Consider the following 24,632-nt stretch of genomic DNA (forward strand, 5'->3'; position numbering starts at 1 on the left):
GGGTTTCGGGACTGACACATGCTGCTGTGTATCGACATCGGTAACACCAACACGGTGCTGGCGACCTTCGAGGGCGAGAAGCTGGTCCACTCCTGGCGGATCAAGACCGACGCCCGGTCCACCGCCGACGAGCTGGGGCTGAAGTTCCGCGGCCTGCTCGCCGGGGACGCGGTCGAGATCACCGGGGTGGCGGCCTGCTCGACCGTACCGGCGGCGCTGCGCTCGCTGCGGACGATGCTGGCCCGGTACTACGCCGACCTGCCGAACGTGATCGTCGAGCCGGGCGTGAAGACCGGCGTGCAGTTGGCGATCGACAACCCGAAGGAGGTGGGCGCGGACCGGGTGGTGAACACCCTGGCCGCGTTCACCCTCTACGGTGGGCCCTCGATCGTGGTCGACTTCGGTACCACGACGAACTTCGACGTGATCAGTGGGCGGGGTGAGTTCCTCGGCGGGGCGTTCGCACCGGGGATCGAGATCTCGTTCGACGCGCTCGCCGCCCGGGCCGCGCAGCTGCGCAAGGTCGAGCCGGCGGTGCCCCGTTCGGTGATCGGCAAGAACACCGTCGAGTGTCTGCAGGCCGGGATGTACTTCGGCTTCGCCGGCCAGGTGGACCGGATCGTCGAACGGATGGCCGAGGAGCTGGGCGGCGCCCGGGCGGTGATCGCCACCGGCGGGCTGGCGCCGCTGGTGATCGGCGAGTGCCGGACGATCACCCACCACGAGCCGATGATCACCCTGATCGGGCTCCGGATGGTCTACGACCGCAACCGCTGACCGCCGGAGCCGGCGGCTCTCCGCGCTGCCGGCTCTCCGGGCCGTTGGCGGTCACCGTGCGGCCCACACTCCGCGTCGCTGCGCGGCCACCGTCCCGGCCGGCGCTCAGCGCCGCCGGCAGCGGTGCACCACCGTCCGGTACGTCAGCGGGAAGCTCTCCCGGCCGGCCAGGTCCGGGTGGGTCGTGGTGAGGTCCCGGATCGCCGCGTCGACCTCCCGTTTCCGCTCCTCCGAGGCGGTGATGTAGTGCGAGCGGGTGCTGATCATCCCGATCAGGGTCTCCGGGGTGAGGGTTATTGAGTGCCGGAACTCGGTCCTCTCCACCGGGCCGAGGTCCGGATGGTGGCCGTCGGTCATGCCGGGCCCGTCGTCCCGGGCGCCCCGGCCGCCGAGCAGTTCGATGGTGATCGCGGTCAGCGCGGCCACCCACGGCACCGACTCGTCCCGTTCGTTGGAGATCGCCGCGTACCAGCCCTCGGGGCGGAGCAGCCGCGCTCCCTCCGCGTGCGCCCGCGGTGGGTCGAACCAGTGGTACGCCTGTCCGGCGACCACGGCGTCGACCGAGCCGTCCGGCAGTGGCACCTGCTCGGCGGAGCCGGCCAGCGGGGTCAGGCCCGGGGTGGCGGCGGCGAGCCGGGCCCGCATCTGCGCGTCGGGTTCGACCGGAACCACGTCGTATCCGAGTTCGCACAGCACCCGGGTCAGTTTGCCGGTGCCGGCGCCCAGGTCGACCACCCGGGCCGGGGCGGGGTGGCCGACCGCCCAGGTCACCGCCGGTGCGGGGTACGTCGGCCGGTACCGGTCGTAGGCCTCGGCGGCCTGCCCGAAGGAGCGGGCGCGGGTGTGATCAACCATGGTGGCGAGGTTATCCCGCTGCCCGCCGGGTCGGCCCTTGAGTACGCTCGGGGCCGAACTCCGCCGACAATTCCCGAGGAAGCATCCGTGAGCGAGCAGATTCCGAACCCGGCCGACGCCGTCGACGACCTTCCCGAGCAGATGCGGGTCCGCCGGGAGAAGCGGGAGCGCCTGCTCGCCGACGGCATCGAACCGTATCCACTGGGATATCCGCGTACCGCCACGCTGGCCGAGATCCGGGCCCGCTACGCCGATCTGCCGACCGACACCGCCACCGGTGACGCGGCCGCGGTCGCCGGCCGGGTGATCTTCGTACGGAATACCGGAAAGCTCTGCTTCGCCACCCTGCGGGACGGCGACGGGACCGAATTGCAGGCGATGCTCTCGCTGGACCGCGTCGGCCCGGAACGGCTCGAAGAGTGGAAGCGGCTGGTCGACCTCGGCGACCATGTCGGGGTGACCGGCGAGGTGATTACCAGCCGGCGTGGTGAGCTTTCCGTGCTGGCCGATTCCTGGACGCTGACCGCGAAGGCACTGCGGCCACTCCCGGTGGCGCACAAGCCGTTGAGCGAGGAGGCCCGGGTCCGCCAGCGTTACGTTGATCTGATCGTCCGTCCGCAGGCCCGCCAGATGGTACGGACCCGGGCCACGACGCTGCGTAGCCTGCGTGATTCGCTGCATGGCCGGAGTTTCGTGGAAGTCGAAACCCCGATGCTGCAGACGCTGCCCGGTGGGGCCACCGCCCGGCCATTCGTGACACACAGCAATGCATTGGACACTGATCTGTATCTGCGAATCGCCCCGGAGCTTTATCTGAAGCGGGCCGTGGTCGGTGGCATCGACCGGGTCTTCGAGATCAACCGTAACTTCCGGAATGAGGGCGTCGACTCCTCGCACTCTCCCGAGTTCGCCATGCTCGAGGCGTACGAGGCGTACGGCACCTACGACACCGTCGCCGAACTGACCCGTGACCTGGTACAACGTGCCGCGCTGGCGGTCGCCGGATCGCATCTGGTGACGCATGCCGACGGCACCGAGTTCGATCTGGGTGGGCAGTGGCGGTCGGTGACCCTCTTCGGGTCGCTCTCCGAGGCGCTGGGCGAGGAGGTGACCGTCCGTACGCCGATGGCGGACCTGTTGCGCTACGCGGAAAAGGTGGGGCTGGCGGTCGATCCCAAGTGGGGTCCGGGCAAGCTCGCCGAGGAGCTTTTCGAGGAACTGGTGGTGCCGGGACTGCGCCGCCCCACCTTCGTACGGGACTACCCGGAGGAGACGAGTCCGCTGGTGCGGGCGCACCGGTCCGAGCCGGGGCTCACCGAGAAATGGGACCTCTACGTGCTGGGATTCGAGCTGGCCACCGGTTACTCGGAGCTGGTCGATCCGGTCGTGCAGCGGCAACGACTGGTGGCCCAGGCGCAGCAGGGGGCGAAGGGCGACGACGAGGCGATGCGGCTCGACGAGGACTTCCTGCGGGCCCTGGAGTACGGAATGCCGCCGACCGGGGGCATGGGAATGGGAATCGATCGGCTGCTGATGGCCCTCACCGGCCTGGGAATTCGGGAAACCATCCTCTTCCCGATGGTCCGGCCGGAGTAGTAGTCGTCGTCCGAGGCTGGGCGCCGAGATCGGTCGCGTCTTGTCGCCCAGTTAGGTCACGGCTTGTCGCGTAGTTTCGCCGTCCTATTGACGGAGCAAGCATCTCGGGAGCTATTGTGCTCTTGTTTGCGGGGAACCTGCTCGAAAGGATAGCGACACGTGGCCAAGCAGATCATTCACAAGCTGGTCGATGACCTGGACGGCGGAGACGCGGACGAGACCGTCAAGTTCTCGCTCGACGGCGTGCAGTACGAGATCGACCTGTCGGACAAGAACGCCGGCAAATTGCGGGAGCTATTCGCCCCGTACGTCGCCAACGGGACCAAGGTCGGCCGTGGCGGTGTGGTCGTCGGTGGCCGGGCTGCCCGTGGGCGCGGTGGGGCCACCGCCGATCGCGAGCAGAACAAGGCGATCCGGGCCTGGGCGAAGAAGGAAGGCAAGGAGATCTCCGACCGGGGGCGTATCCCTCAGGAGATCGTCGACGAGTACCACGCGAAGGCGGGCCGCTAGGCCCTGTCGTCCCCCCGGTGCGGGGTGGGTGGACATCTGTCCATCTGCCCCGCATTGTCGTTTTTGCGTGTTCTGCACTTGCCGGCCTCCGACTCCCGGTCGGTCCGGTTCGCCGACGGGATGCCGCCGCCGCGCCGGGCTGTCGGGCCGGGGTGCGCCGGCCGGAGCCCGCTGCCGAGATTCCGTCGGCCGGCCGGGAACATCCTGACCCGCCAGGCGTTGTCCACATCCAGTGGACGAAGTTGTCCACAGCCTGTGGACGACGCGGGGTCGCGACGTCCCGTCAGAGGGCTTGAATTTCGCTCTGCGCGTACAGCGGATGGTCTGGGAAGCATCGCTGAGCGCGGGCGGTTGGGAAAAACGTCGCGTATGTGGCTCATTCCAGCAACACACGACCTCAGGAGAGTCGGCTCGCGGCGATAGAGTAAGGGAGCACGGATGTCCGCCCCGGACGTCCGGGTGGTGGCCCCGCCACGATGCTTGACCATCAAGATCGAGTGCGCACGGCACGTGAGGAGCACGAGGGCATGTTCGAGCGGTTCACCGACCGAGCGCGGCGGGTTGTCGTCCTGGCTCAAGAAGAAGCCCGGATGCTCAACCACAACTACATCGGTACGGAACACATCCTGCTGGGTCTCATCCACGAGGGCGAAGGCGTCGCCGCCAAGGCCCTGGAGAGCCTGGGCATCTCCCTGGAGGGCGTCCGCCAGCAGGTCGAGGAGATCATCGGCCAGGGCCAGCAGGCGCCGAGCGGGCACATCCCGTTCACCCCGCGGGCCAAGAAGGTGCTGGAGCTCTCCCTGCGGGAGGCACTCCAGCTCGGCCACAACTACATCGGGACGGAGCACATCCTGCTCGGCCTGATCCGCGAGGGTGAGGGCGTCGCCGCCCAGGTGCTGGTGAAGCTCGGCGCCGACCTCAACCGGGTCCGCCAGCAGGTCATCCAGCTGCTCTCCGGCTACCAGGGCAAGGAGCCGGCGGCCGCCGGCACCGCGCCGGGCGAGGCCGCTCCGTCGACCAGCCTGGTGCTCGACCAGTTCGGTCGTAACCTGACCCAGGCCGCCCGCGAGGGCAAGCTCGACCCGGTCATCGGGCGCGAGAAGGAGATCGAGCGGGTGATGCAGGTGCTCTCCCGCCGGACCAAGAACAACCCGGTCCTGATCGGCGAGCCCGGCGTCGGCAAGACCGCCGTCGTCGAGGGCCTCTCCCAGAAGATCATCAAGGGCGAGGTGCCGGAGACGCTCAAGGACAAGCAGCTCTACACGCTTGACCTCGGTGCTCTGGTGGCCGGCTCGCGTTACCGCGGTGACTTCGAGGAGCGCCTGAAGAAGGTGCTCAAGGAGATCCGTACCCGGGGCGACATCATCCTGTTCATCGACGAGATCCACACCCTGGTCGGCGCGGGTGCCGCCGAGGGCGCGATCGACGCGGCGAGCATCCTCAAGCCGATGCTGGCCCGTGGCGAGCTGCAGACCATCGGCGCGACCACCCTCGACGAGTACCGCAAGCACCTGGAGAAGGACGCCGCGCTCGAGCGCCGGTTCCAGCCGATCCAGGTGGGTGAGCCGTCGCTGGCCCACACCATCGAGATCCTCAAGGGCCTGCGCGACCGGTACGAGGCGCACCACCGGGTGAGCATCACCGACGCCGCGCTGGTGGCGGCGGCGACGCTGGCCGACCGGTACATCTCGGACCGCTTCCTGCCGGACAAGGCGATCGACCTGATCGACGAGGCCGGTGCCCGGATGCGGATCCGCCGGATGACCGCGCCGCCGGACCTGCGTGACTTCGACGAGCGGATCGCCCAGGTCCGCCGCGACAAGGAGTCCGCGATCGACGCGCAGGACTTCGAGCGGGCCGCGCAGCTGCGCGACAAGGAGAAGCAGCTGCTGGGCCAGAAGGCGCAGCGGGAGAAGGAGTGGAAGGCCGGTGACCTGGACGTCGTCAGCGAGGTTGACGACGAGCAGATCGCCGAGGTCCTCGCCAACTGGACCGGCATCCCGGTCTACAAGCTGACCGAGGAGGAGACCTCCCGGTTGCTGCGGATGGAAGACGAGCTGCACAAGCGGGTCGTCGGCCAGGAGGACGCGGTCAAGGCGGTGTCGAAGGCGATCCGGCGTACCCGGGCCGGCCTGAAGGACCCGAAGCGGCCGTCCGGCTCGTTCATCTTCGCCGGCCCGTCCGGCGTCGGTAAGACCGAGCTCTCCAAGGCGCTGGCGGAGTTCCTGTTCGGCAGCGAGGACGCACTCATCCAGCTCGACATGTCGGAGTTCCACGACCGGTACACGGTGTCCCGGCTCGTCGGTGCGCCTCCCGGCTACGTCGGCTACGACGAGGGCGGGCAGCTGACCGAGAAGGTGCGGCGTCGGCCGTTCTCCGTGGTCCTGTTCGACGAGATCGAGAAGGCCCACCCGGACGTCTTCAACACCCTGCTCCAGATCCTGGAGGACGGGCGGCTCACGGACGGCCAGGGCCGGATCGTCGACTTCAAGAACACGGTCATCATCCTGACCACCAACCTGGGCACCAGGGACGTGGCCAAGGCGGTGTCCATGGGCTTCCAGGCCTCGGAGGACAACGAGTCCAACTACGAGCGGATGAAGCAGAAGGTCAACGACGAGCTGAAGCAGCACTTCCGGCCGGAGTTCCTCAACCGGATCGACGACACGATCGTGTTCCACCAGCTCAACCAGACCGAGATCCTGTCGATCGTGGACATCATGATCCAGCGGATCGAGACCCAGCTCCGGAACAAGGACATGGGCCTCGAGCTGACCGACAACGCCAAGAAGTACCTGGCGAAGAAGGGCTTCGACCCCGTGCTGGGCGCCCGGCCGCTGCGCCGGACCATCCAGCGCGACATCGAGGACAACCTGTCGGAGCGGATCCTGTTCAACGAGTTGACCCCGGGCCAGATCGTGGTCGTGGACTGCGAGGGCGACCCGGAGGACATCGACAAGTCGAAGCTGGTGTTCCGCGGTGCGGACAAGCCGGTCGCGGTGCCGGACGCGGTGCCGGCCAGCCTCGGCGACACCGCCGCCGCCGGAGCGGACGAGTAACAGCAGCACCACGCGGAGGGGCCCGGGTGGCGACGCCACACGGGCCCCTCCGCATGCCCACGCCGCCAACGAAGGCCCTCCTCCAACCGGGCCGTCACAGCTGCGGTACGGCATTCCCGGGCTCACCGGCGAGCGCGTACCGGTCGGCGGCGAGCGCCTGCACCAGGCCGTCCTCGACCAGGCCGGCCAACGCCCGGGCCCGCTGTACGTCGTCCGCCCACACCAGGTCCAGCTGCTCCCGGGCCACCGGGACGGTGGACTCGCGCAACACCGCCAGGAGCCGCCCCCGGACCTGCCGGTCGGTGCCGGCGTACCGCTGCGGCCGCCGGGTCGGCCCGGCCGGCGCGGCCTGCCCGGAGGCCCGCCAGGCGCACCGGTCGACGAGCGGACAGTCGACACAGCGGGGTGACCGGGCGGTGCAGACCACCGCGCCCAGTTCCATGAAGGCGGCGCTGGCCCGGGCCGCCACGGCGGGCTCGGCCGGCAGCAGCGCCTCGGTCGCCACCAGATCGGCCGGTCGGGTGGCCAGACCCGCGTCCGGCTCACCGGCCACCGCCCGGGCCACCACCCGGCGAACGTTCGTGTCGACCACCGGGTGCCGTCGGCCGTACGCGAAGGTGGCGACCGCCCTGGCCGTGTAGCTGCCCACCCCGGGCAGGGCCAGCAGCTGCTCCAACTCGGTCGGTACCGCCCCGCCGTGTCGTTCCACCAGCGCCACCGCGCACTCGTGCAGCCGCAGGGCACGACGGGGGTAACCGAGCCGTCCCCACATCCGGATCGCCTCGGCCGGGGTGTCGGCGGCCAGCACGGCCGGCTCGGGCCACCGGGTGAGCCAGGCCCGCCAGGCGGGCAGCACCCGTACCACCGGCGTCTGCTGGAGCATGACCTCGCTGACCAGGATCGCCCACGCCCCGACGCCGGGCTCTCGCCAGGGCAGGTCACGGGCGTTCTTGTCGTACCACCGGACAACCGCGGTGGCGAGTGGGGTCTCGGACATGGCGCCGTCGATCCTGTCATGCCGTCGGTCCGCCGCACGCGGGTGGCACCACCACCACCGGCGCCGCAGGCGGGGAGAGCCACGGCGGGACGGTGTCCCGCAACTTGGGCGACGTGTCGGGCTGGGGCCCGGAGCGTACCCGGATCGGGCAGACTGCCCGGATGAACGAGCTCGCGATCACCGTCATCGGTCCGGACCGTCCCGGCATCGTGGCCGACGTCGCGGAGGCGCTCGCCCGGGTCGGTGCCAACCTCACGGACTCCACCATGACCCGGCTGCGGGGTCACTTCGCGATGACCCTGATCTGTGTCGGCCCAGCCAAGGAGCAGGCCGAGGATGCGTTGACCCCGGTCGTCGCGGACGGACAGCTGGTGGCGACGGTACGCCAGGTCGGGGTGGAGACGGCGCGGACGCCGGTCGGTGAGCCGTACCTGATGGCCGTGCACGGCGCCGACCGGCTCGGCATCGTCGCCGCGCTGACCCGGGTGTTGGCCGAGGCCGGCGGCAACGTCACCGATCTGACGACCCGGCTCACCGGTCCGCTCTACGTCCTGCTGGCCGAGGTGGAACTGCCGCCGGGGGCCGCTGACACTCTGTCCGCCCGGCTGATCGAGGTGGCCGCCGGACTGGGTGTGGAGGTCAGCCTGCGGCGAGCCGAGTCGGATCTGTTCTGATGGCGGAGAATGCCGGAATGGCGGTGGAGGGTTCCGGTCTGGGCGGTTGGACCCCGAAGATGCTCGGCGACCCGGGTCGGGTACTACCGGTGGTCACCGCCCCGGCCGGCGTGCTGAGCCGGGCCGGCGAGGCGGTGGACCCGCGCGCCGACGACGTCGTACGTCTCGCCGCCGACCTGATCGCCACGATGCGGGTGTCGCCGGGTTGTGTCGGCCTGGCCGCGCCGCAGGTCGGCGTCGGCGCCCGGGTTTTCGCGGTCGACGTGACCGGGCACCCCAAGACGGTCACGTCGCACGGCACCTTCGTGTTGTGCAACGCGGAGGTCGTCGAGGCCAGCCGGTGGCGGCCGGGGCGGGAGGGTTGCATGTCGGTGCCGGACCTGACCGGGGACGTGAAACGCGCCAGCCGGCTGGTGGTGCGTGGTGTGCTGCCGGGGACCGGTGTCGAGGTGCGGTTGAGCACGGACGGCTTCGAGGCGCGCGCCCTGCAACACGAGATCGACCACTGCGCGGGGCTGCTCTTCCTCGACCGGGTGGCCGGCGCGCACGCCGTCTACCAGCGCAAGGTCTATCAGTGACCGGCCCGGGCAGCCGAGGGGACGGGTACGGGACACCCGCCCGCCGCCGGGCCGGACCCGCCGGGTTCCCCGGGCGCCGGTACGTCCTCGGCGTGCTGTTCTCCAGGCGCCGGCCCGTCGTCGGCGCGTCGTGGATGTCCTCGGCGCGGCTACCGTTACGGTGAGGACATTATGCGTCTGACGGTTGGCCCCCTGCCGCCCGCCGTGTATTGGCGGCGGCGTGCCGTCGTGCTCGGTGCCGTGCTGCTCTCCCTGATCGTGCTGATCTACTCGTGCAACGGACCTGACGATACAAAGGAGGCAGGCACGGATCCGTCGGGGAACGCCACACCTTCGGCCGGGCCGACGATCCTCACCCCGGAGACCGGTACCCCTGAATCAGGTGCTCCGGAGTCCGGGGCGCCGACGGTGGATCCTTCGGGTGCCCCACCCGACGGCACGGATCCGCAGGTCGAGGAGGCGGGCGGGCCGCCCGGCAGTGGGCCGCTGCCCCCTCCGGCGCCACCGGTCGAGAACGAGTGCGCCGACGACGAGATGTCGGTGATTCCGGTGGCCTCGCAGACCTCGATGCAGCGGGGCCAGACGATCCAGCTCCGGATCAGGATCAAGAACGTCTCCGACCGGACCTGCAACCGGGACGTCGGCGCGGACGTGCAGGAGATCTACATCAAGGCGGGGGCGACCACCATCTGGTCCTCCGACGTCTGCAGCGAGGTGCGCGGCAACAGGGTCAAGTCGTTCCCGCCCTACCACGAAGAGGAGTTCGGTCTGCCGTGGAACGGCCGGAGGAGTTCCGGCTGCGACAACGGCAGCGCCTCGGGCGATCCCGCACCGGCCGGGACGTACCAGCTCTTCGGGCGGCTCGGCGACAAGCGCAGCGACCCGGTGAAGCTCACGATCACCAACTGAGCCACGAACCGCCACCGTCAGCCAGCCGCGAACCGAACGGATCCCGACGGCCGGCACCCGGTACGGCCAGGGCGGCCAGGGTGCGGACGGCCGCGACCTGGTTACGGCCGGGGCGGTTACGGTGCGGACGGCCGCGACCTGGTTACGGCCAGGGCGGCCAGGGTGCGGACGGCCGCGAGCTGGTTACGGCCGGGGCGGCCCGACCCGCGTCGGGATCAAGCCTGACCGCCCAGAGCGGGACGGGCCGCCCCGGCCACCCACCTCACGCCCCGGCCGTCAAGCCGCGGCCACTGGAAAGCCCGGCGACGAATCAGACGTACCGCTCCAGGATGGACGCCTCGGCGAGCCGGGACAGGCCCTCACGCACCCCACGCGCCCGGGCGTCGCCGACCCCGTCGACCGCCTGCAGATCCTCGACCGTGGCCCCGAGCAGCCGCTGCAGACTGCCGAAGTGGTCGACCAGCCGGTCGACGACCAGACCGGGCAGCCGGGGAACCTTGGCCAGCAGCCGGAAACCACGAGGGCTGACCGCCGCGTCGAGGGCGTCGGAGGCGCCCGGATAGCCGATCGCCTTGGCGACCGCGACCAGGTCGATCAGCTCGGTCGCGGTGAGCAGGTCCAGCTCGACCAGTGCCTCGTCCAGGGTGCGGGCCTTGCGGCCGCTCGGCAGGTAGTCCCGGATCACCAGGGTCCGGTCGGCGTCCACGCCGGCCATCAGCTCGTCGAGCTGCAGGGCGAGGAGCCGACCGTCGGTGCCGAGTTCCACCACGTAGCCGGCGATCTCGTCGGCGATCCGACGGACCATCTCCAGCCGCTGCACCACTGCCACCGCGTCCCGGACCGTGACCAGGTCCTCGATCTCCAGGGCGGAGAGGGTGCCGGAGACCTCGTCGAGGCGCAACTTGTAGCGCTCGAGGGTGGCCAGCGCCTGGTTGGCCCGGGACAGGATCGCCGCCGAGTCGTCGAGGACGTGTCGCTGACCGTTGACGTAGAGGCTGATGATCCGCATCGACTGGCTGACCGAGATCACCGGGAAGCCGGTCTGCCGGGCCACCCGTTCGGCGGTGCGGTGCCGGGTGCCGGACTCCTCGGTCGGAATCGTCGGGTCGGGCATCAGGTGCACCGCGGCCCGGACGATCCGGGTGCCGTCGGAGGAGAGCACCACCGCGCCGTCCATCTTGCACAGTTCACGGACCCGGGTGGCGGAGAATTCGACGTCCAGCGGAAAGCCGCCGGTGCAGAGGCCTTCGACGACCTTGTCGTAGCCGAGGACGATGAGGGCACCGGTGCGGCCCCGGAGGATGCGCTCCAGGCCGTCCCGGAGCGCCGTACCCGGAGCCATCAGCGCGAGGTTGGCGCGCAGCGGGTCTCCGGTCGGTCCGGCGCTGTTCATGCCCAGACCGGCGCTGACGGCGCGCGCCGTCGAGCCGGCGGTGCTGCGGACAGGGGGAGCCGCGCTGGCGGTTCGGTTCGCGTCGCGGTCGATCGGCACCCGGACATTCTACGGACCGCCCTGCGTTGGGTGCTGTCGCGGTTACTGTGACGTGCCACTGTGCCGGGTTCCTCCCATCGATGCGCCTCGGCGCTCTCGCGACGTCGGCCGTACGGTGCCCAGTCTGTCGGGGGATCGTGTGCTTTGTCTGGGCATCCTTCGCGGGCCGGTCGGGATCGTGCGGGGCGTATGCATGGTACGGCGAGCAAACTTCGACTCGCGGTGACTGTATGGTTACTCAGCCGATGCCTGCGCCACGCTACGCAGCGCCGATCGTACGTCGGTGACCTCCATCACCCGCATGTTCTCCGGAGTCACCCCGCTCGTACCCGGCCCACAACCGACCGGGACCAGCGCGTACCGGAAACCGAGCCGGGCCGCCTCGGCCAGCCGCCGGGGCACCGCCGCGACCCGGCGCACCTCACCGGTCAGCCCCACCTCGCCGATCGCCACCAGATCCGGGGCGATGGCCAGGTTGAGCCCGCCGGAGGCGACCGCCAGCGCGACCGCGAGATCGGCGGCCGGCTCGACCACCCGGATCCCACCGACGGTCGCCGCGAAGACCTCCCGGTCGTGCAGGGTCAGCCGCTCGGTCCGCCGCTGCAGCACCGCGAGCACCATCGCCAGCCGGGCACTGTCCAGCCCGGAGACGGTCCGCCGGGGCGAGCCGGCCACGGTGGCGCCGATCAGCGCCTGAACCTCGGTCACCAGCGCCCGCCGGCCCTCCATCGCCACCGTCACGCAGGTGCCCGGCACCGGGTCGGTCGAACGGGTCAGAAACAGGCCGGACGGGTCGGCGAGGCTGCTGATCCCGCCCTCGTGCATCTCGAAACAGCCGACCTCGTCCGCCGTACCGAACCGGTTCTTGACGCCCCGGACCATCCGCAGCGACGAGTGCTTGTCGCCCTCGAAGTGCAGCACCACGTCGACCAGGTGCTCCAGCACCCGGGGACCGGCGACCTGGCCGTCCTTGGTCACGTGCCCGACCAGCACGGTGGCGATGCCGCGCTCCTTGGCGACCGAGACCAGGGCGGCGGTGACCGCCCGGACCTGGGTCACCCCGCCCGGCACCCCCTCGGTCCCCGGGGTGTTGATGGTCTGCACCGAGTCGAGCACCAGCAGACCCGGCTTCACCGCGTCCAGGTGGCCGAGTACGGCGCCGAGGTCGTTCTCGGCGGCCAGGTAGAGCCGCTCGTGCAGGGCGCCCATCCGCTCGGCGCGCAACCGCACCTGACTCACCGACTCCTCGCCACTGACCACCAGCGACGGGCTGCCGGCACCGGCCGCCCACTGCTGGGCGACGTCGAGCAGCAGGGTCGACTTGCCGACCCCGGGTTCGCCGGCGAGCAGCACCACCGCGCCGGGAACCAGACCGCCGCCGAGCACCCGGTCGAGTTCCGGGACGCCGGTCGGCCGGGCCCGGGCCGGGGCGGCGCTGATCGTGGCGATCGGCCGGGCCGGCTCGGCCGGGGCCCGGGAACTGACCACCCGACCGGAGACGGTCGGGCCGGTGATCGTGGACTCCACGACGGAGCCCCACTCACCGCACTCCGGGCAGCGGCCGACCCACTTCGGCGGCTGGTGGCCGCAGGCGTCGCACTCGTACGCGGGGCGGGGTTCGCGGGCCGCCGTCCGGCCGCGTCCGGCGGCGGGGCGGGGCGTGGCTCGGCTGGTCACCCCCGCACGCTAACCAACCCGTACGACGCGATGCGCCCTGCCCCGGGTGGACCGGTGCAGGGCGCGGGTGGAGCGGGAGCGGTCACTCGTGGCCGCCGCCACCCTCCTCGATGACCGGGGTGGCGACCGGCGCCGGCTGCAGCGGTACCGCGACCGGAGCCTGGGTCTGGACCGGGGTCCCGCCGAAGTCGAAGACCAGCGGCAGCGACGCACCCGGCGGCAGCGCGGCGGCCAGCCCGTTGAGCTGGAGCCAGCGACCGGTGGGCTTGTTCAGGAGGACAAAACTGCGGGCCGGGATCTGGATCTCGGCGGGCGTCTCCGGCGCCGCGGTCGGGGTCGCCGTGGCGGTCGGGCTGGCCGACCCGCCCGGCGAGGGGCTGCCGGCATCGCCGGACGGCGAACCACCCGGGTTCGGGCTCTCGGCGGCGGTCGGGGTCGGGTTGGCCGGCGGGGGCGTGGTCGGGCTGCCCGAGGCGGCGCCGGCGAGCACCACGGTCCGGGCGCCCTCGCTGCTGACCCGGACCGTGACCGGCTTGTCGGAGTCGTTGAACAGGGTGACCGTCAGCGGCGCGTCGGCGCCGGCCGGGTAGCCGGTGGTGCTCAGGTAGTCGATCGACAGGTTCCGGACCTTGAACTGGTTGTCCGCCGACTGGGCGTTGTTGCCGACGCTGGTCGGCACCCGGGCGGCCGTCTCCGCGATCTGGCCAGCGCCGCACCCGGACAGCAGCAGGGTGGTGGCGGCGGCCGTACCGGCCAGCACCGCCGTGGCGCGCCAAGCCCCCCTGATCGAGCCCGTCACCTGGTCCTCCTCGTGGCGATCCCGGTCGCGGTGTCGCGATTCCCGGCGGATGGTGCCGGGCTCCGGTGGTGGTCGTGGCTCCCGGCCGAGGTCGTGGCTGCCTGGTCTTGACTACCTGGTCTCAACTACCCGGCCGAGTGCGCCCGGGTCCCGGTCGTGGTACCCGGGCCGGACAGCCTCCAGGGTAGTGGGCGGTGATCGGCTCCCGTACGCCGACCCGGTAACCCGACCCACCTCCGACCGGCGGGTCCGGCCGGCGAACCGTCGGGCTCAGACCACCCGACCGCTCGCCACCAGCAGGACGACGTCGATCAGCGCGACCAGCATGACGGCCCGGAAGACCGCGACCGGCCGGTCCGGCCGGTCCGGCCGGACAGTGCCGGCGTCGCCGACGACGCCGGTGCCGCCCCCGACCGCCGGGGCCGCGGTGGCCGGCCGACTGCCGGCGCTGGCCCGACTGGCGTACGACACCGCGGGCGGGACCACGGCGGCGACCGCGATGGCCCCCAGCCCGGCCCAGGACGGCGGTCCGGGCGGCCCGAGCACCAGCGTCGCGGTCGCGGCCAGCAGCAGCAGGACCGCCGCCGTCCGGGTGCCGGCCGGCCCGAGCCGGTGCGGCAGACCCCGGACCCCGGTCCGGGCGTCGTCGGCCAGGTCCGGCAGCACGTTCGCGAAGTGGGCGCCGGCGCCGAGCAGCGCACCCGCCGCGACCAGCCAGGCCGGCGGCGTCGGCGTGCCGGGCAACCCGAGTACGACAAACGCCGGCAACGCCCCGAACGAGACCGCGTACGGCAGCACGGAGGCCGGGGTCGACTTCAGCGGCCAGTTGTAGAGCAGCGCGGAGACCAGCGCGACGGTGGCCCAGAACGCGGCGGTCGGGTTGAGCGTGAGTGCCGGCAGCGGGGTGGCGACGGCGGCCAGCACCCCGGCCACCCCGACCGTACGACGGCCGACCTGACCGGCGGCGACCGGCTTGTCCCGGCGGCCGACGGCGGTGTCCCGGTCGGCGTCGAGCAGGTCGTTGACCCAGCCGATGGCGAGCTGGCTGGCGAGCACGGTGAGGGCCACCGCCGCGACCCCGGCGGGCGGGTGACCGACTCCCCAGGCGAGCAGGGCGGAGACCGTGGTCACCGCGACCGCCGGCTCCGGGTGGCTTGCCCGGACCAGCCCTAACACCACGTGCACCATATGGGAAGTCTGGTGGTTACCAACCGGTCGTGCCAGGCTCGACGTATGCGCGACGAGCGGGCCGGGGCGATGGCGGTGCCCGGGCCGCCCGACGCCCCTGACCAGGACGGCGCCACCCGGGTACGACCCCGCCGGGTGTTGCCGCGCAACGATCCACGTCAGTACGACGACCTGGCCGACGAGTGGTGGGACCCGGACGGTGCGTTCGCGATGCTGCACTGGCTGGCCGAGGCCCGGGCGGCGCTGGTCCCACCGGCCACCCGCCCCGGCGCGGTGCTGGTCGACCTCGGCTGCGGTGCCGGTCTGCTGGCTCCCCGGGTGGCCGCGAAGGGTTACCGGCATGTCGGGGTGGACCTGACCCGGTCCGCGCTCGTCCAGGCCGCCGCGCACGGGGTACGTCCGGTCAACGCCGACGTCGGCGCCGTACCGCTGGCGGACCGGTGCGCCGACGTGGTGGCCGCCGGTGAGGTGCTGGAGCACGTGCCGGACTGGCCGGGGGTGGTGGCCGAGGCCGCCCGGCTGCTGCGCCCCGGCGGTCTGCTGGTGCTCGACACGCTCAACGCGACCGCGCTGAGCCGCCTGGTGGCGGTCCGGCTGGCCGAGGGCCTGCCCGGGGTGCCCCGGGGGATCCACGATCCACGTCTCTTCGTCGACGCCCGGGCGTTGGTCCGGGAGTGCGGTCGGCACGGCATCACGTTGCGGGTCCGGGGTGTCCGGCCGGCGGTCTGGGGCACCGTCCGCTGGCTGGCTCGCCGGGCGCTGCGCCGGTCGGGGCGGTCGGTCGACGGCCGGGACGCACCCCGGATCGTGCCGACCTGGTCGGCGGCGGTGCTCTACCAGGGCTGGGGGACCAGCCGGGAGCAGGGCGGAGAGGGGCACGGATGACGACGGACGCGCTGGCGGAGGCACGCCGGCTGGCGCCGAGGATGGCCGCGCGGGCGGCCGGGCACGACCGGGACGGCAGTTTTCCGGTCGAGGACTTCGCCGACCTGCGGGCGGGCGGACTGCTCGGCCTGATGGTCCCGCCGCGGCTGGGCGGTCTCGGGACCAGCTTCGCCGGGTACGCGGCGGTCGCCACCGCGTTGGCCCGGGGCAACGGGGCGACGGCGCTGGTCTTCAACATGCACGCCTCGGTGACCGGTGCCCTCGGTGCGCTCACCGAGGAACTGGCCGGGGCGCTCGGCGTACCGGACGAGGCACTGGTCGCCCGGGACCGGCTGCTCGCCGAGGCGGCGGCCGGGGCCTGGTACGCGGTGGCGATGAGCGAACGCGGGGTCGGTTCCCGGTTGTCGAAGCTGACCACCACGTACGAGGCGGTGGACGGCGGTTACCACATCAAGGGGGTGAAGACCTTCTGTTCGGGTGCGGGTCACGCGGACGCGTACCTGGTGGCGGCCCGCAGCGCCGCCGACCAGTCGGTGGTCTCCCAGTTCCTGGTGCCGGCCACCCCGGACGGGTTGCAGGTGGAACCGACCTGGGACTCCCTCGGTATGCGGGCGACCGCCTCGCACGACCTGCACCTGGACGTGGTGGTGCCGGCCGACCGGCTGCTCGGCGGGGTCGAGGGGCTGGCCCTGGTGGTCGCGCAACTGATGCCGCACTGGCTGGTGGCCAGCTACGCCGCGGTCTACGTCGGGGTGGCCCGCTCGGCGATCGACGCCGCGGTCGAGCATCTGACCGGTCGGGGGCTGGACGGGCTGCCGGCGGTCCGGGCCCGGGTGGGTCGGGCCGACGCGGCGACCGCCGCCGCGGAGTTGGCGGTGGCGGAGGCGGCCCGCCGGGTCGACGAGGCGCCGGGGGACGTGGAGACGAACCGCTGGGTGTGGCGGGCGAAGTTGCTCGCCGGGACGACCGCGGCGGAGGTGGCGGCGTCGATGGTGGAGGCGGCCGGCACCTCGGCGACCCGGCGTGGTCATCCGTTGGAGCGGCTGTACCGGGACGCCCGCTGCGGGTCGCTGCATCCGGCGACCTCGGACGTCTGCGCGGACTGGCTGGGTGTCGCGGCGCTCGGTGGTGATCCGGACCGCGACGGTTCGACCCCCCGGTGGTGATCCGGCCGGTGCGGGCCGGTTCGGCCGCGCCGGTGCACGGTGGGTGGTCGTTGGGTACTCCGACGACGCGCGCGGCCCCCGAGTCCCACGGTCGCGCTTGAAGGTTGGGCTCGGTGAGCGTGCGGAACGCGGGCTGGCGCGCAGTCGCGATCGGAGGGCGGCCATGGTGAGCGGGAGCAGTGGGGACGGATCCGGGGTGATCGTCGGACTTGGCGTGTCGCTGCCGCCCGGGTCCGGTCAGGACGAGTTGTGGGAGGGCTTCTTCGCGCGGCACTTCTCCGGGCCGACCCGGGCGCTCGCCCAGCGGATCTTCGCGAACTCCGGGGTGGACCGGCGGCAGGCCGCGGTGAGTCCGTTGCTGGAGGACGTCTCGGAGTGGCCGACCGAGCGGCGGATGCGCCGCTACCAGATCGAGGCGCTGCCGTTGGGCAAGGAGGCGGTCACCCGGGCGTTGGCCGACGCGGGAATCGGGGCCGGGGACATCGGACTCTTCGTGGTCTGCTCGTGTACCGGCTACGCCACCCCGGGACTGGACATCCTGCTCGCCCGGGACATGGGGATGGCGCCGGAGACGCAGCGGATGTTCGTCGGGCACATGGGCTGTTACGCCGCGCTGCCCGGCCTCGGTGCCGCGAACGACTTCGTGGCGGCCCGGGGTCGGCCGGCGTTGCTGCTCTGCGCGGAGCTGACCAGCCTGCACCTGCAGCCGGCCTCGTCCCGGATGGACACCCAGCAGATCGTCTCGCACGCGCTCTTCTCGGACGCCGCGGTCGCCGCCGTGGTCGCCCCCGGTGACCGTCCGGGGTACGTCGTCCGCGAGGTGACCGCGGTGACCGACACCTCGACGGCGGACCACATGACCTGGGAGCTGACCGACACCGGCTTCCGGATGGGGCTGTCGCCGAAGGTTCCGCAGGTGCTGGCGTCGCATGTGACCGAGCTGGTGACCGGGCTGCTGGCCCGGCACGGCCGACAGGTCTCCGAGGTGGACGGCTGGGCGGTGCATCCGGGCGGGCCCCGGATCCTGAACGTGGTGGAGGAGGAGCTGGGTCTGCCGTCGGAGGCGCTCTCCGCGTCCCGGGGGGTGCTGCACGATCATGGCAACTGTTCGTCCCCGACGTCGTTGCTGATCCTGGATCGACTCCGGCGTTCCGCGCTGCCGCCGCGTACCGTGGTGATGCTCGCCTTCGGACCGGGGCTGACGCTCTACGCGGCGCTGCTGGACCGGTGGCCCGGTACGGGCCGGCCGGTCGAGCGGCACCGGGCGGCCGGGTCCTAGCGACCGGGCGGGCGGGACACCAACTGGGTGGCCGGAGGGAGGCCCCGGTGCGGAGGGTGGCGCTGACGTTGTCGGTGGTGCTGGCCGTCGGGGTCGGTGCCTGGTGGTCGTCGCGGTCCACACCCGCGTGGGTCGTGCCGGTGGTGGCCGACGACCGGCCCCGGGCCACCGGCACCGGCACCGGCGGCGGGGCCGAGGTCGGCGGCAGACCGACCCTGGTCGGGCAGTTGCTGCCGACCTTCCCCGGTACGGTCTGGCGCGAGGCGACGGTGCTGACCGACCGCAGGTTCGTCTACTGGTCCGCACCGAGCCGCCCGGGTGGCCGCTACCTCGTGCAGTACGTCTGCGGCGGGTCGGGCGAACTGAGCCTGCGGCTGCAGGCGGCCACGGCCCGGCACCTGGCCCGGACGGTGAGCTGCCCGGCGCCGTTCGGCACGCTCCGGGTGGTCGCCGCCGGCGTCCGGATCGGCGTGGTGCTGCGCCGGCTGGACCGTCGACCGGTCGAGGTTGCCGTGCAGGTCGTCGCCCTGCCCTGAACGCACCCGGCGGTGGCCGGCCGGCGACCGCCGGCTCAGTCGGCGGCGGGTAGTCGGTCGAGGTCGGCCTGGTAGTCCGCGACCGGGAGCAGCGCCGGTACGGTGCGGATGATCTCGCCGGACCGGCTGACCAGCAGCGCGGTCGCGGTCTCCGGTCGGCTGGACAGTTGCAGCGAGCTACGCAACTCCGCGGTGGGGTCGGTCAGCAGTCGGAGTCGTCCGGCACCGGCCGGTGGTGGGCTGCCCGGTTCCGGTTCGGTGCGCCGGGTGCGTACCGCGACCACGGTGACCCCGGGCGGCGCGGCGCGGACGGCCGCGTCGAGCTCCTGGACGCAGGAGCAGTTGTCGGCGAGGACGACCATCGCGGGCAGCAGGCTGCGCAACGGGACGACCTGACCGTCCTCGCCCAACAGGTCGAGGGCGGGCAGGGTCCGCCCGGATGGTTGGTTCGGGGTCGTCCGGGTGCTCGGGGTGGGGCGCGGCTGACCGGGCCAGGCGAGGGCGAAGAGGCTGGTCAGGGTCGCCAGGATGGCAACCGTCATGATCAGTAGGGAGAGCCGCAGCGGGCCCGGCCCCGTGGCGGAGGTCAGTCCGAGACGTCGCCGCCAGGTGGCGTGGCGGGCTTCCCGGCGCAGTTCGCGGCGTACCCGGGCGGCCTCTGCGGCCAGTTCGGCGGGGTCGTCGGGGATCACCACCGGGCCCCAGTCGTCGGGCAGCTCGGGAAGCTCGGGAAGGTCGTCGAAGCCGCCGTTGTCCGGCCGCCCGTCCCCGTCCGCAGACGTGCTCATAGCGCGCCCCCTGGCCGGTCAGCTGTCGCACTGTTCGGTGTGGTACCAGGGTCCCCCACCAGGGGGCGTATCGCCAGTGGGCGACCGGGCGGGCGTCGAGGAGATATGCTGGTTGGACCGCAACGCCCTAGATCCGATTTTTCCCGATCCGTCTTGTCGTCCGGTGATCTGCACGTCACAGAGCGTGTTGAAATCTACGGATCGCTGCGCTGTCAAGCCGAAGAAAGACCTCTCACAGGGCCTCTGAGCTGCTCTAACGGTCAGGACTGCGGTGGGACATCGGTGCCTGAGCGTGTTACCCTAGACACAGCGAAAGGGGTTTCGAACCTATGGTTTTCAGTGTCGGCGAGACCGTTGTTTACCCCCACCACGGGGCCGCACTCATCGAGGCAATCGAGACTCGGATCATCAAGGGCGAGCCCAAGCAGTACCTCGTCCTCAGGGTCGCTCAGGGTGATCTGACGGTCCGGGTGCCCGCCGAGAATGCCGAGATCGTGGGCGTACGCGAGGTGGTTGGCGAAGAGGGCCTGGGCAAGGTCTTCGATGTCCTCCGTGCTCCGCACACCGAGGAACCGACCAACTGGTCGCGGCGTTACAAGGCAAACCTGGAGAAGCTGGCTTCCGGCAATCCGCTCAAGGTGGCCGAGGTTGTTCGTGACCTCTGGCGGCGTGAGCGGGAGCGGGGCCTGTCGGCGGGCGAGAAGCGCATGCTCGCCAAGGCCCGCGACATTCTGGTCGGTGAGGTGGCACTCGCCGAAAAGAGCACCAAGGACGAGGCGGAAACCCTCCTCGACAAGGTGCTCACCGAGGCATAGGTCCCACGTCGGTACGATTCGCCCGTGCCGGTGACGTACCCGAGAAAGTCCGAGGACCGCGACGTGACCGCGCAGCTCAATCCGCGCGGTGACGTCGCGGTCCTCGTTCCTGCGGCCGGTGCCGGGGTACGACTCGGCCCCGGTGGTCCCAAGGCCCTGCGCCGGCTCGGCGGCGAGCCCCTGCTGACCCATGCGGTACGCCGGATCGCCGCTGCCGGACCGGTACACACCATCGTCGTCGCGGCACCCTCCGGTGACGTCGAGGCGGTGCGGGAACTGCTCGCCCCGGTGGCGGTGGTCACCGTCGTCCCGGGCGGGGCGACCCGGCAGGAGTCGGTCGCCGCCGCGCTGGCCGTCGTCCCGGCCGGCCCGGAGATCATCCTGGTGCACGACGCGGCCCGCGCGCTGACCCCGGCCACCCTGGTGGAGTCGGTGGCGGCGGCGGTCCGGGCCGGCGAGGACGCGGTGATCCCGGTGCTGCCGGTGGTCGACACGATCAAGGAGGTCTCGGTCGACGAGGTGGTGCTCGGCACCGTCGACCGGGCCGCGCTGCGGGCCGTACAGACGCCGCAGGGCTTCCGGCGGTCGGTGCTCGCCGCCGCGCACGCCGCCGCCGTCGATCCGCTGACCGACGACGCGGGCCTGGTCGAAAAGCAGGGCGTACGGGTCCGCTGCGTACCCGGTTCCGAGTACGCCCTGAAGATCACCCGTCCGTTCGACCTGGCCCTGGCCGAGCACCTGCTGAGCACCGAGCAGTCGCGGAACGGCGACCAGCCGCCGACGCGTCCGTCGGTGGTCGGGCCGGCCTGATCACTACCCTTGACGCACATGATCGTTCCTCTGGTCGGCATCGGAACCGACGTGCACGCCTTCGAGGCGGGGCGGGACTGCTGGGTGGCGGGCCTGCACTGGCCCGGTGTCGACGGGCTGGCCGGGCACTCCGACGGCGACGTGGCCGCGCACGCGGCCTGTGACGCGCTGCTCTCCGCCGCCGGCCTCGGCGACCTGGGCAGCAATTTCGGGGTCGCCGAGCCGGAGTGGGCCGGTGCCGCCGGGGTCACCCTGCTGGCCGAGACGGCCCGTCGGGTCCGCGCCGCCGGTTTCGAGATCGGCAACGTCTCGATCCAGGTGGTCGGCGTACGCCCGAAGATCGGTCCCCGGCGGGCCGAGGCGCAGGCGGCGCTCGGCGCGGCGGTCGGTGCTCCGGTCACCGTCTCCGGTACGACCACCGACGGGCTCGGCCTGACCGGCCGGGCCGAGGGGCTGGCGGGCATCGCGGTCGCCCTGATCCACCGGACACCCTGATCCACCGGACACCCGGCCGGCGGCCGGCCGCTGGCCGGATCGGTCGCCGGCGGGGTGAACATTCCGGCTAGCGGGAATGGCAGCCGTGGTCGGAACTGCCAGGCTGGGATCGTGACGCTGCGGTGCCTGATCGTCGACGACAACACGCGTTTCCTGGACGCCGCCCGTGGGCTGCTGGAACGGCAGGCGGTCACCGTGGTCGGCGTCGCCTCGACCGGCGCCGACGCGGTACGGCAGGACAGCCGGCTGCGGCCGGACGTGGTGTTGCTCGACATCGACCTGGGTGGCGAGAGCGGCTTCGAGGTGGCCCGGCAACTGCGTCCGGAGGCGGAGATCATCATGGTGTCGGCGCATGCCGCCGAGGACTACGTCGACCTGGTCGAGGCGAGCCCGGCGATCGGTTTCCTGGCCAAGACCGCGTTGTCGGGCCGGGCGGTCCGGGACCTGCTCGACGCGCATCGGCGGACCGACGGCTGACCAGCAGATCAGTGGGGTGCGGGGCCGTCGGTCCGGGTCAGTGGGCGTCCAGGAAGGTGATCACCGCGAGGACCCGACGGTGGTCCTCGTCCGTCTCGGCCAGACCCAGCTTCGCCATGATGTGCCGCACGTGCTTCTCGACGGTGCCCTCGGTAACCCAGAGCCGGCGGGCGATTCCGGCGTTGGACCGACCCTCCGCCATCAGCGCCAACACCTCCCGCTCGCGCTCGCTGAGCGCGGCGAGCGGGTCGTTGCGCCGACGGGCCGAGACGAGATCCTGGACCAGCGCCGGGTCGACCACCGATCCGCCCCGGGCGATCCGGCCCAGGGTGTCGACGAAGTCCGCCACGTCGGTGACCCGGCTCTTCAGCAGGTAGCCGATACCCCGGCCGCTGGCCAGCAGATCCATCGCGTGCTCGACCTCGACGTGCGCGGACAGCACCAGGATGGCGATCTCCGGGAACTCGCGGCGGATCCGCTTCGCCGCCTCCAGCCCCTCGGTGGAGTGCGCCGGAGGCATCCGGATGTCGACCAGCACCAGGTCGGGGAGTTCGGTCCGGACCAGCGCGATCAACCCGTCGGCGTCACCGGCCTGGCCCACCACGGCCAGACCGGAACGGTCGAGCAGGCTGGCCACGCCCTCCCGGAGCAGCACGTCGTCGTCGGCCAGCACCACCCGCGGTCGGGCGCCAGCCGGCTCGGCCTCCGGGTGCGCGGACCCGTCCCGCTGCCTGGTCATGAAACCATTATCGTTCGGTCCCGGATCGAACCCGGTCCGAGGTCAACCCCGGCTGGAGGCTGAGTTGCGTTACGGGCTGACCCGTCGGCTGCTGACCGCCAGTGGCCTGCTCGCCGTGGTCCTCGGTGCCACCTTCGGTGTCCTGCTCAGCTCGGTCGTCGACGTACGGGCGGCGGAGCGGCAGGCGCGACGGGCGGAAGAGGTGCTGGTGGCGGCCAACCGCCTGGAGCGGCTGCTGGTGGACCTGGAGACCGGACAGCGGGGCTACGCCCTGACCGGCCGGCAGGAGTCGCTGGCGCCGTGGCACGCCGCCCGGTCCGGCTATCCGGCGCAGGCGGCGGAGCTGGAGCGACTGGTCGCCGACGACCCCGGCCAACTGGCCTGGGCGCGTGCTCTCGGCAGCGGCATCGACGCGTACGTCAACGAGCACTCCGTACCGCTGGTCGAGGGGCCGCCACGCGATCCGGCCACCGTCCGGGAGGCCGAGGTGGACGGCGACTGGTGGATCGGCCGGCTGCGCGGCGACTTCGACCAGCTGGTGCGAGCGGAACAGCACCAGGTGGTGGCCCGGCAGCACGACTCCGACAACGCGCTCAACCGGGCGATCGGTGCCACCGTCGCCGGTCTGGTCGCCTCCCTGCTGCTGGTGGCCGGGTACGCCGGACACCTGAACCGGGTGGTGGCCCGGCCGGTGCGGCGGGTGGCGGAGATGGCCGGCCGGCTCGCCGGCGGCGACCTCGGGGTACGCCTGCCGGAACGCGGGGTGGGCGAGGTCGGGGTCCTGGAGCGGGCCTTCAACGGCATGGCGGGTGCGCTGGAGACGAGCCGGGACGAGCTCGCCGCGTCCCGGGCCCGGATCGTCGCCGCGGCCGACCAGGCCCGGCGCCGCATCGAACGGAACCTGCACGACGGTACGCAGCAGCGGCTGGTCTCCCTCGTGCTGGAGTTGCGTGCCGTCGAGGCGGAACTGCCGGACGAGCCGCCGGAGCCGAGGAGCCGGCTGGCGCAGATCGCGGACGGGCTGACCGGTGCGGTCGACGAACTGCGGGAGATCTCCCGGGGCATCCACCCGGCGATCCTCTCCGAGGGCGGCATCACGCCCGCGGTGAAGGCGCTGGCCCGGCGGTCCGCCGTACCGGTGGAACTGGACCTGGCCGTGCCGGGGCGGCTGCCCGAGCTGGTGGAGGTGACCGCGTACTACGTGGTCTCCGAGGCGCTGGCCAACGTCGCCAAGCACGCCCGGGCCAGCGTCGTCGAGGTCGGTGCGGAGCTGCGCGACGGCGGTCTGCGGCTGTCGGTGCGCGACGACGGTGTCGGCGGCGTCGACCCGGGCCGGGGGTCGGGCCTGGTCGGCATCGCCGACCGGGTGGCGGCGGCCGGCGGGACGGTGTCGGTGAGCAGCCCGCCCGGGCAGGGCACGACACTGCTGGTCGACCTGCCCGCCCAGACCCGGGCAGGGTAGCGGGCAGGCCGGAATTCCGGCTGGCAGGTATGCCGGATGGCCGCTGGCGGCGAAGACCCGGGGGCCGCC

At 72.2% G+C, this 24,632-nt stretch carries 24 protein-coding genes; 16 read left to right on the plus strand and 8 right to left on the minus strand.

The window, feature by feature from the left end; all coding sequences use genetic code 11:
- The first annotated feature begins 18 nt into the window (after positions 1-18).
- Positions 19-777 (plus strand): type III pantothenate kinase, encoded by a 759-nt coding sequence (locus tag ABGB05_RS02835; RefSeq protein WP_347651522.1) that lies wholly within the window; start codon positions 19-21, stop codon positions 775-777.
- Positions 778-882: 105 nt separating this feature from the next.
- Here the strand turns inward: ABGB05_RS02835 and ABGB05_RS02840 are convergent, their stop codons facing one another.
- Complete coding sequence (locus tag ABGB05_RS02840) at positions 883-1,632, minus strand: class I SAM-dependent methyltransferase (RefSeq protein ID WP_347651523.1); 750 nt, start codon at positions 1,630-1,632, stop codon at positions 883-885.
- An 87-nt stretch (positions 1,633-1,719) separates the two neighbouring features.
- Between ABGB05_RS02840 and lysS the strand changes: the two genes are divergently transcribed.
- From lysS to ABGB05_RS02855, 3 genes are all read left to right on the plus strand, one after another.
- Positions 1,720-3,228 (plus strand): lysine--tRNA ligase, encoded by a 1,509-nt coding sequence (gene lysS, locus ABGB05_RS02845; RefSeq protein ID WP_347651524.1) that lies wholly within the window; start codon positions 1,720-1,722, stop codon positions 3,226-3,228.
- A 159-nt stretch (positions 3,229-3,387) separates the two neighbouring features.
- Positions 3,388-3,738 carry an Lsr2 family protein gene (locus tag ABGB05_RS02850; RefSeq protein WP_347651525.1) on the plus strand — a complete coding sequence of 117 codons (351 nt, stop codon included), beginning with the start codon at positions 3,388-3,390 and terminating at the stop codon, positions 3,736-3,738.
- Positions 3,739-4,265: 527 nt separating this feature from the next.
- Entirely contained in the window at positions 4,266-6,797 is a 2,532-nt protein-coding gene (locus tag ABGB05_RS02855; RefSeq protein ID WP_347651687.1) for an ATP-dependent Clp protease ATP-binding subunit, read from the plus strand.
- A gap of 94 nt (positions 6,798-6,891) precedes the next feature.
- Here the strand turns inward: ABGB05_RS02855 and ABGB05_RS02860 are convergent, their stop codons facing one another.
- The gene (locus ABGB05_RS02860; RefSeq protein ID WP_347651526.1) at positions 6,892-7,794 is read right to left on the minus strand and encodes an A/G-specific adenine glycosylase; all 903 of its coding nucleotides are present in this window, start codon (positions 7,792-7,794) and stop codon (positions 6,892-6,894) included.
- A 161-nt stretch (positions 7,795-7,955) separates the two neighbouring features.
- Here ABGB05_RS02860 and ABGB05_RS02865 point away from each other — a divergent pair, with 161 nt between their 5' ends.
- The 3 genes from ABGB05_RS02865 to ABGB05_RS02875 all read left to right on the plus strand — a co-directional run bounded on the left by ABGB05_RS02865 (position 7,956) and on the right by ABGB05_RS02875 (position 9,955).
- Entirely contained in the window at positions 7,956-8,468 is a 513-nt protein-coding gene (locus ABGB05_RS02865) for an ACT domain-containing protein (RefSeq protein WP_347651527.1), read from the plus strand.
- A 17-nt stretch (positions 8,469-8,485) separates the two neighbouring features.
- A complete protein-coding gene (locus ABGB05_RS02870) occupies positions 8,486-9,046 on the plus strand; it encodes a peptide deformylase (RefSeq protein ID WP_347651688.1) in 561 nt (186 codons plus the stop codon).
- 171 nt (positions 9,047-9,217) lie between these two features.
- A complete protein-coding gene (locus ABGB05_RS02875; RefSeq protein ID WP_347651528.1) occupies positions 9,218-9,955 on the plus strand; it encodes a hypothetical protein in 738 nt (245 codons plus the stop codon).
- Positions 9,956-10,265: 310 nt separating this feature from the next.
- Here the strand turns inward: ABGB05_RS02875 and disA are convergent, their stop codons facing one another.
- The 4 genes from disA to ABGB05_RS02895 all read right to left on the minus strand — a co-directional run bounded on the left by disA (position 10,266) and on the right by ABGB05_RS02895 (position 15,111).
- Positions 10,266-11,447, minus strand: coding sequence for a DNA integrity scanning diadenylate cyclase DisA (gene disA / locus ABGB05_RS02880; protein WP_347651529.1), 1,182 nt, complete (start codon positions 11,445-11,447; stop codon positions 10,266-10,268).
- Between the two features lie 234 nt (positions 11,448-11,681).
- Positions 11,682-13,124, minus strand: a complete 1,443-nt coding sequence (gene radA / locus ABGB05_RS02885) for a DNA repair protein RadA (RefSeq protein ID WP_347651530.1) — start codon at positions 13,122-13,124, stop codon at positions 11,682-11,684.
- A gap of 82 nt (positions 13,125-13,206) precedes the next feature.
- Positions 13,207-13,923, minus strand: a complete 717-nt coding sequence (locus tag ABGB05_RS02890) for a hypothetical protein (RefSeq protein ID WP_347651531.1) — start codon at positions 13,921-13,923, stop codon at positions 13,207-13,209.
- Positions 13,924-14,193: 270 nt separating this feature from the next.
- On the minus strand, positions 14,194-15,111 hold the full coding sequence (locus ABGB05_RS02895) for a UbiA family prenyltransferase (RefSeq protein ID WP_347651532.1): 918 nt from the start codon (positions 15,109-15,111) through the stop codon (positions 14,194-14,196).
- Positions 15,112-15,156: 45 nt separating this feature from the next.
- Here ABGB05_RS02895 and ABGB05_RS02900 point away from each other — a divergent pair, with 45 nt between their 5' ends.
- From ABGB05_RS02900 to ABGB05_RS02915, 4 genes are all read left to right on the plus strand, one after another.
- Positions 15,157-15,996, plus strand: a complete 840-nt coding sequence (locus ABGB05_RS02900) for a methyltransferase domain-containing protein (RefSeq protein WP_347651533.1) — start codon at positions 15,157-15,159, stop codon at positions 15,994-15,996.
- On the plus strand, positions 15,993-17,162 hold the full coding sequence (locus tag ABGB05_RS02905; RefSeq protein ID WP_347651534.1) for an acyl-CoA dehydrogenase family protein: 1,170 nt from the start codon (positions 15,993-15,995) through the stop codon (positions 17,160-17,162). The genes ABGB05_RS02900 and ABGB05_RS02905 overlap by 4 nt, the downstream gene beginning before the upstream one ends.
- A gap of 163 nt (positions 17,163-17,325) precedes the next feature.
- Complete coding sequence (locus tag ABGB05_RS02910) at positions 17,326-18,441, plus strand: type III polyketide synthase (RefSeq protein WP_347651535.1); 1,116 nt, start codon at positions 17,326-17,328, stop codon at positions 18,439-18,441.
- A 47-nt stretch (positions 18,442-18,488) separates the two neighbouring features.
- On the plus strand, positions 18,489-18,977 hold the full coding sequence (locus tag ABGB05_RS02915) for a hypothetical protein (protein WP_347651536.1): 489 nt from the start codon (positions 18,489-18,491) through the stop codon (positions 18,975-18,977).
- 35 nt (positions 18,978-19,012) lie between these two features.
- Here ABGB05_RS02915 and ABGB05_RS02920 read toward each other — a convergent pair whose 3' ends face one another.
- Positions 19,013-19,765, minus strand: a complete 753-nt coding sequence (locus tag ABGB05_RS02920) for a hypothetical protein (protein ID WP_347651537.1) — start codon at positions 19,763-19,765, stop codon at positions 19,013-19,015.
- A gap of 329 nt (positions 19,766-20,094) precedes the next feature.
- On the opposite strand from ABGB05_RS02920, the gene ABGB05_RS02925 reads away from it, so the two are divergent.
- The 4 genes from ABGB05_RS02925 (at position 20,095) to ABGB05_RS02940 (ending at position 22,362) form a co-directional block, all read left to right on the plus strand.
- Positions 20,095-20,580 (plus strand): CarD family transcriptional regulator, encoded by a 486-nt coding sequence (locus ABGB05_RS02925; RefSeq protein ID WP_347651538.1) that lies wholly within the window; start codon positions 20,095-20,097, stop codon positions 20,578-20,580.
- Positions 20,581-20,643: 63 nt separating this feature from the next.
- A complete protein-coding gene (gene ispD / locus ABGB05_RS02930) occupies positions 20,644-21,390 on the plus strand; it encodes a 2-C-methyl-D-erythritol 4-phosphate cytidylyltransferase (protein ID WP_347651689.1) in 747 nt (248 codons plus the stop codon).
- A gap of 18 nt (positions 21,391-21,408) precedes the next feature.
- A complete protein-coding gene (gene ispF / locus ABGB05_RS02935) occupies positions 21,409-21,885 on the plus strand; it encodes a 2-C-methyl-D-erythritol 2,4-cyclodiphosphate synthase (RefSeq protein ID WP_347651539.1) in 477 nt (158 codons plus the stop codon).
- A 111-nt stretch (positions 21,886-21,996) separates the two neighbouring features.
- Complete coding sequence (locus ABGB05_RS02940) at positions 21,997-22,362, plus strand: response regulator transcription factor (RefSeq protein WP_347651540.1); 366 nt, start codon at positions 21,997-21,999, stop codon at positions 22,360-22,362.
- 37 nt (positions 22,363-22,399) lie between these two features.
- On the opposite strand, the gene ABGB05_RS02945 is transcribed toward ABGB05_RS02940, so the two are convergent.
- Positions 22,400-23,101 carry a response regulator transcription factor gene (locus ABGB05_RS02945; RefSeq protein WP_347651541.1) on the minus strand — a complete coding sequence of 234 codons (702 nt, stop codon included), beginning with the start codon at positions 23,099-23,101 and terminating at the stop codon, positions 22,400-22,402.
- 64 nt (positions 23,102-23,165) lie between these two features.
- Between ABGB05_RS02945 and ABGB05_RS02950 the strand changes: the two genes are divergently transcribed.
- Positions 23,166-24,563: a CHASE3 domain-containing protein gene (locus ABGB05_RS02950; RefSeq protein WP_347651542.1), complete on the plus strand. Its 1,398-nt coding sequence runs from the start codon at positions 23,166-23,168 to the stop codon at positions 24,561-24,563.
- The last annotated feature ends 69 nt before the right edge of the window (positions 24,564-24,632 follow it).

It is taken from the genome of Plantactinospora sp. B5E13 (genome assembly GCF_039871775.1).
In the GTDB taxonomy this organism is placed as follows: domain Bacteria; phylum Actinomycetota; class Actinomycetes; order Mycobacteriales; family Micromonosporaceae; genus Plantactinospora.

Coding starts and splice junctions, on each gene's coding strand:
- ABGB05_RS02835 (WP_347651522.1), top strand. CDS start 19: ATGCTGCTGTGTATCGACATCGGTAACACCAACACGGTGCTGGCGACC.
- ABGB05_RS02840 (WP_347651523.1), bottom strand. CDS start 1,632: ATGGTTGATCACACCCGCGCCCGCTCCTTCGGGCAGGCCGCCGAGGCC.
- ABGB05_RS02855 (WP_347651687.1), top strand. CDS start 4,266: ATGTTCGAGCGGTTCACCGACCGAGCGCGGCGGGTTGTCGTCCTGGCT.
- ABGB05_RS02860 (WP_347651526.1), bottom strand. CDS start 7,794: ATGTCCGAGACCCCACTCGCCACCGCGGTTGTCCGGTGGTACGACAAG.
- ABGB05_RS02865 (WP_347651527.1), top strand. CDS start 7,956: ATGAACGAGCTCGCGATCACCGTCATCGGTCCGGACCGTCCCGGCATC.
- ABGB05_RS02870 (WP_347651688.1), top strand. CDS start 8,486: ATGGCGGTGGAGGGTTCCGGTCTGGGCGGTTGGACCCCGAAGATGCTC.
- ABGB05_RS02875 (WP_347651528.1), top strand. CDS start 9,218: ATGCGTCTGACGGTTGGCCCCCTGCCGCCCGCCGTGTATTGGCGGCGG.
- ABGB05_RS02895 (WP_347651532.1), bottom strand. CDS start 15,111: ATGGTGCACGTGGTGTTAGGGCTGGTCCGGGCAAGCCACCCGGAGCCG.
- ABGB05_RS02900 (WP_347651533.1), top strand. CDS start 15,157: ATGCGCGACGAGCGGGCCGGGGCGATGGCGGTGCCCGGGCCGCCCGAC.
- ABGB05_RS02905 (WP_347651534.1), top strand. CDS start 15,993: ATGACGACGGACGCGCTGGCGGAGGCACGCCGGCTGGCGCCGAGGATG.
- ABGB05_RS02910 (WP_347651535.1), top strand. CDS start 17,326: ATGGTGAGCGGGAGCAGTGGGGACGGATCCGGGGTGATCGTCGGACTT.
- ABGB05_RS02920 (WP_347651537.1), bottom strand. CDS start 19,765: ATGAGCACGTCTGCGGACGGGGACGGGCGGCCGGACAACGGCGGCTTC.
- ABGB05_RS02925 (WP_347651538.1), top strand. CDS start 20,095: ATGGTTTTCAGTGTCGGCGAGACCGTTGTTTACCCCCACCACGGGGCC.
- ispF (WP_347651539.1), top strand. CDS start 21,409: ATGATCGTTCCTCTGGTCGGCATCGGAACCGACGTGCACGCCTTCGAG.
- ABGB05_RS02945 (WP_347651541.1), bottom strand. CDS start 23,101: ATGACCAGGCAGCGGGACGGGTCCGCGCACCCGGAGGCCGAGCCGGCT.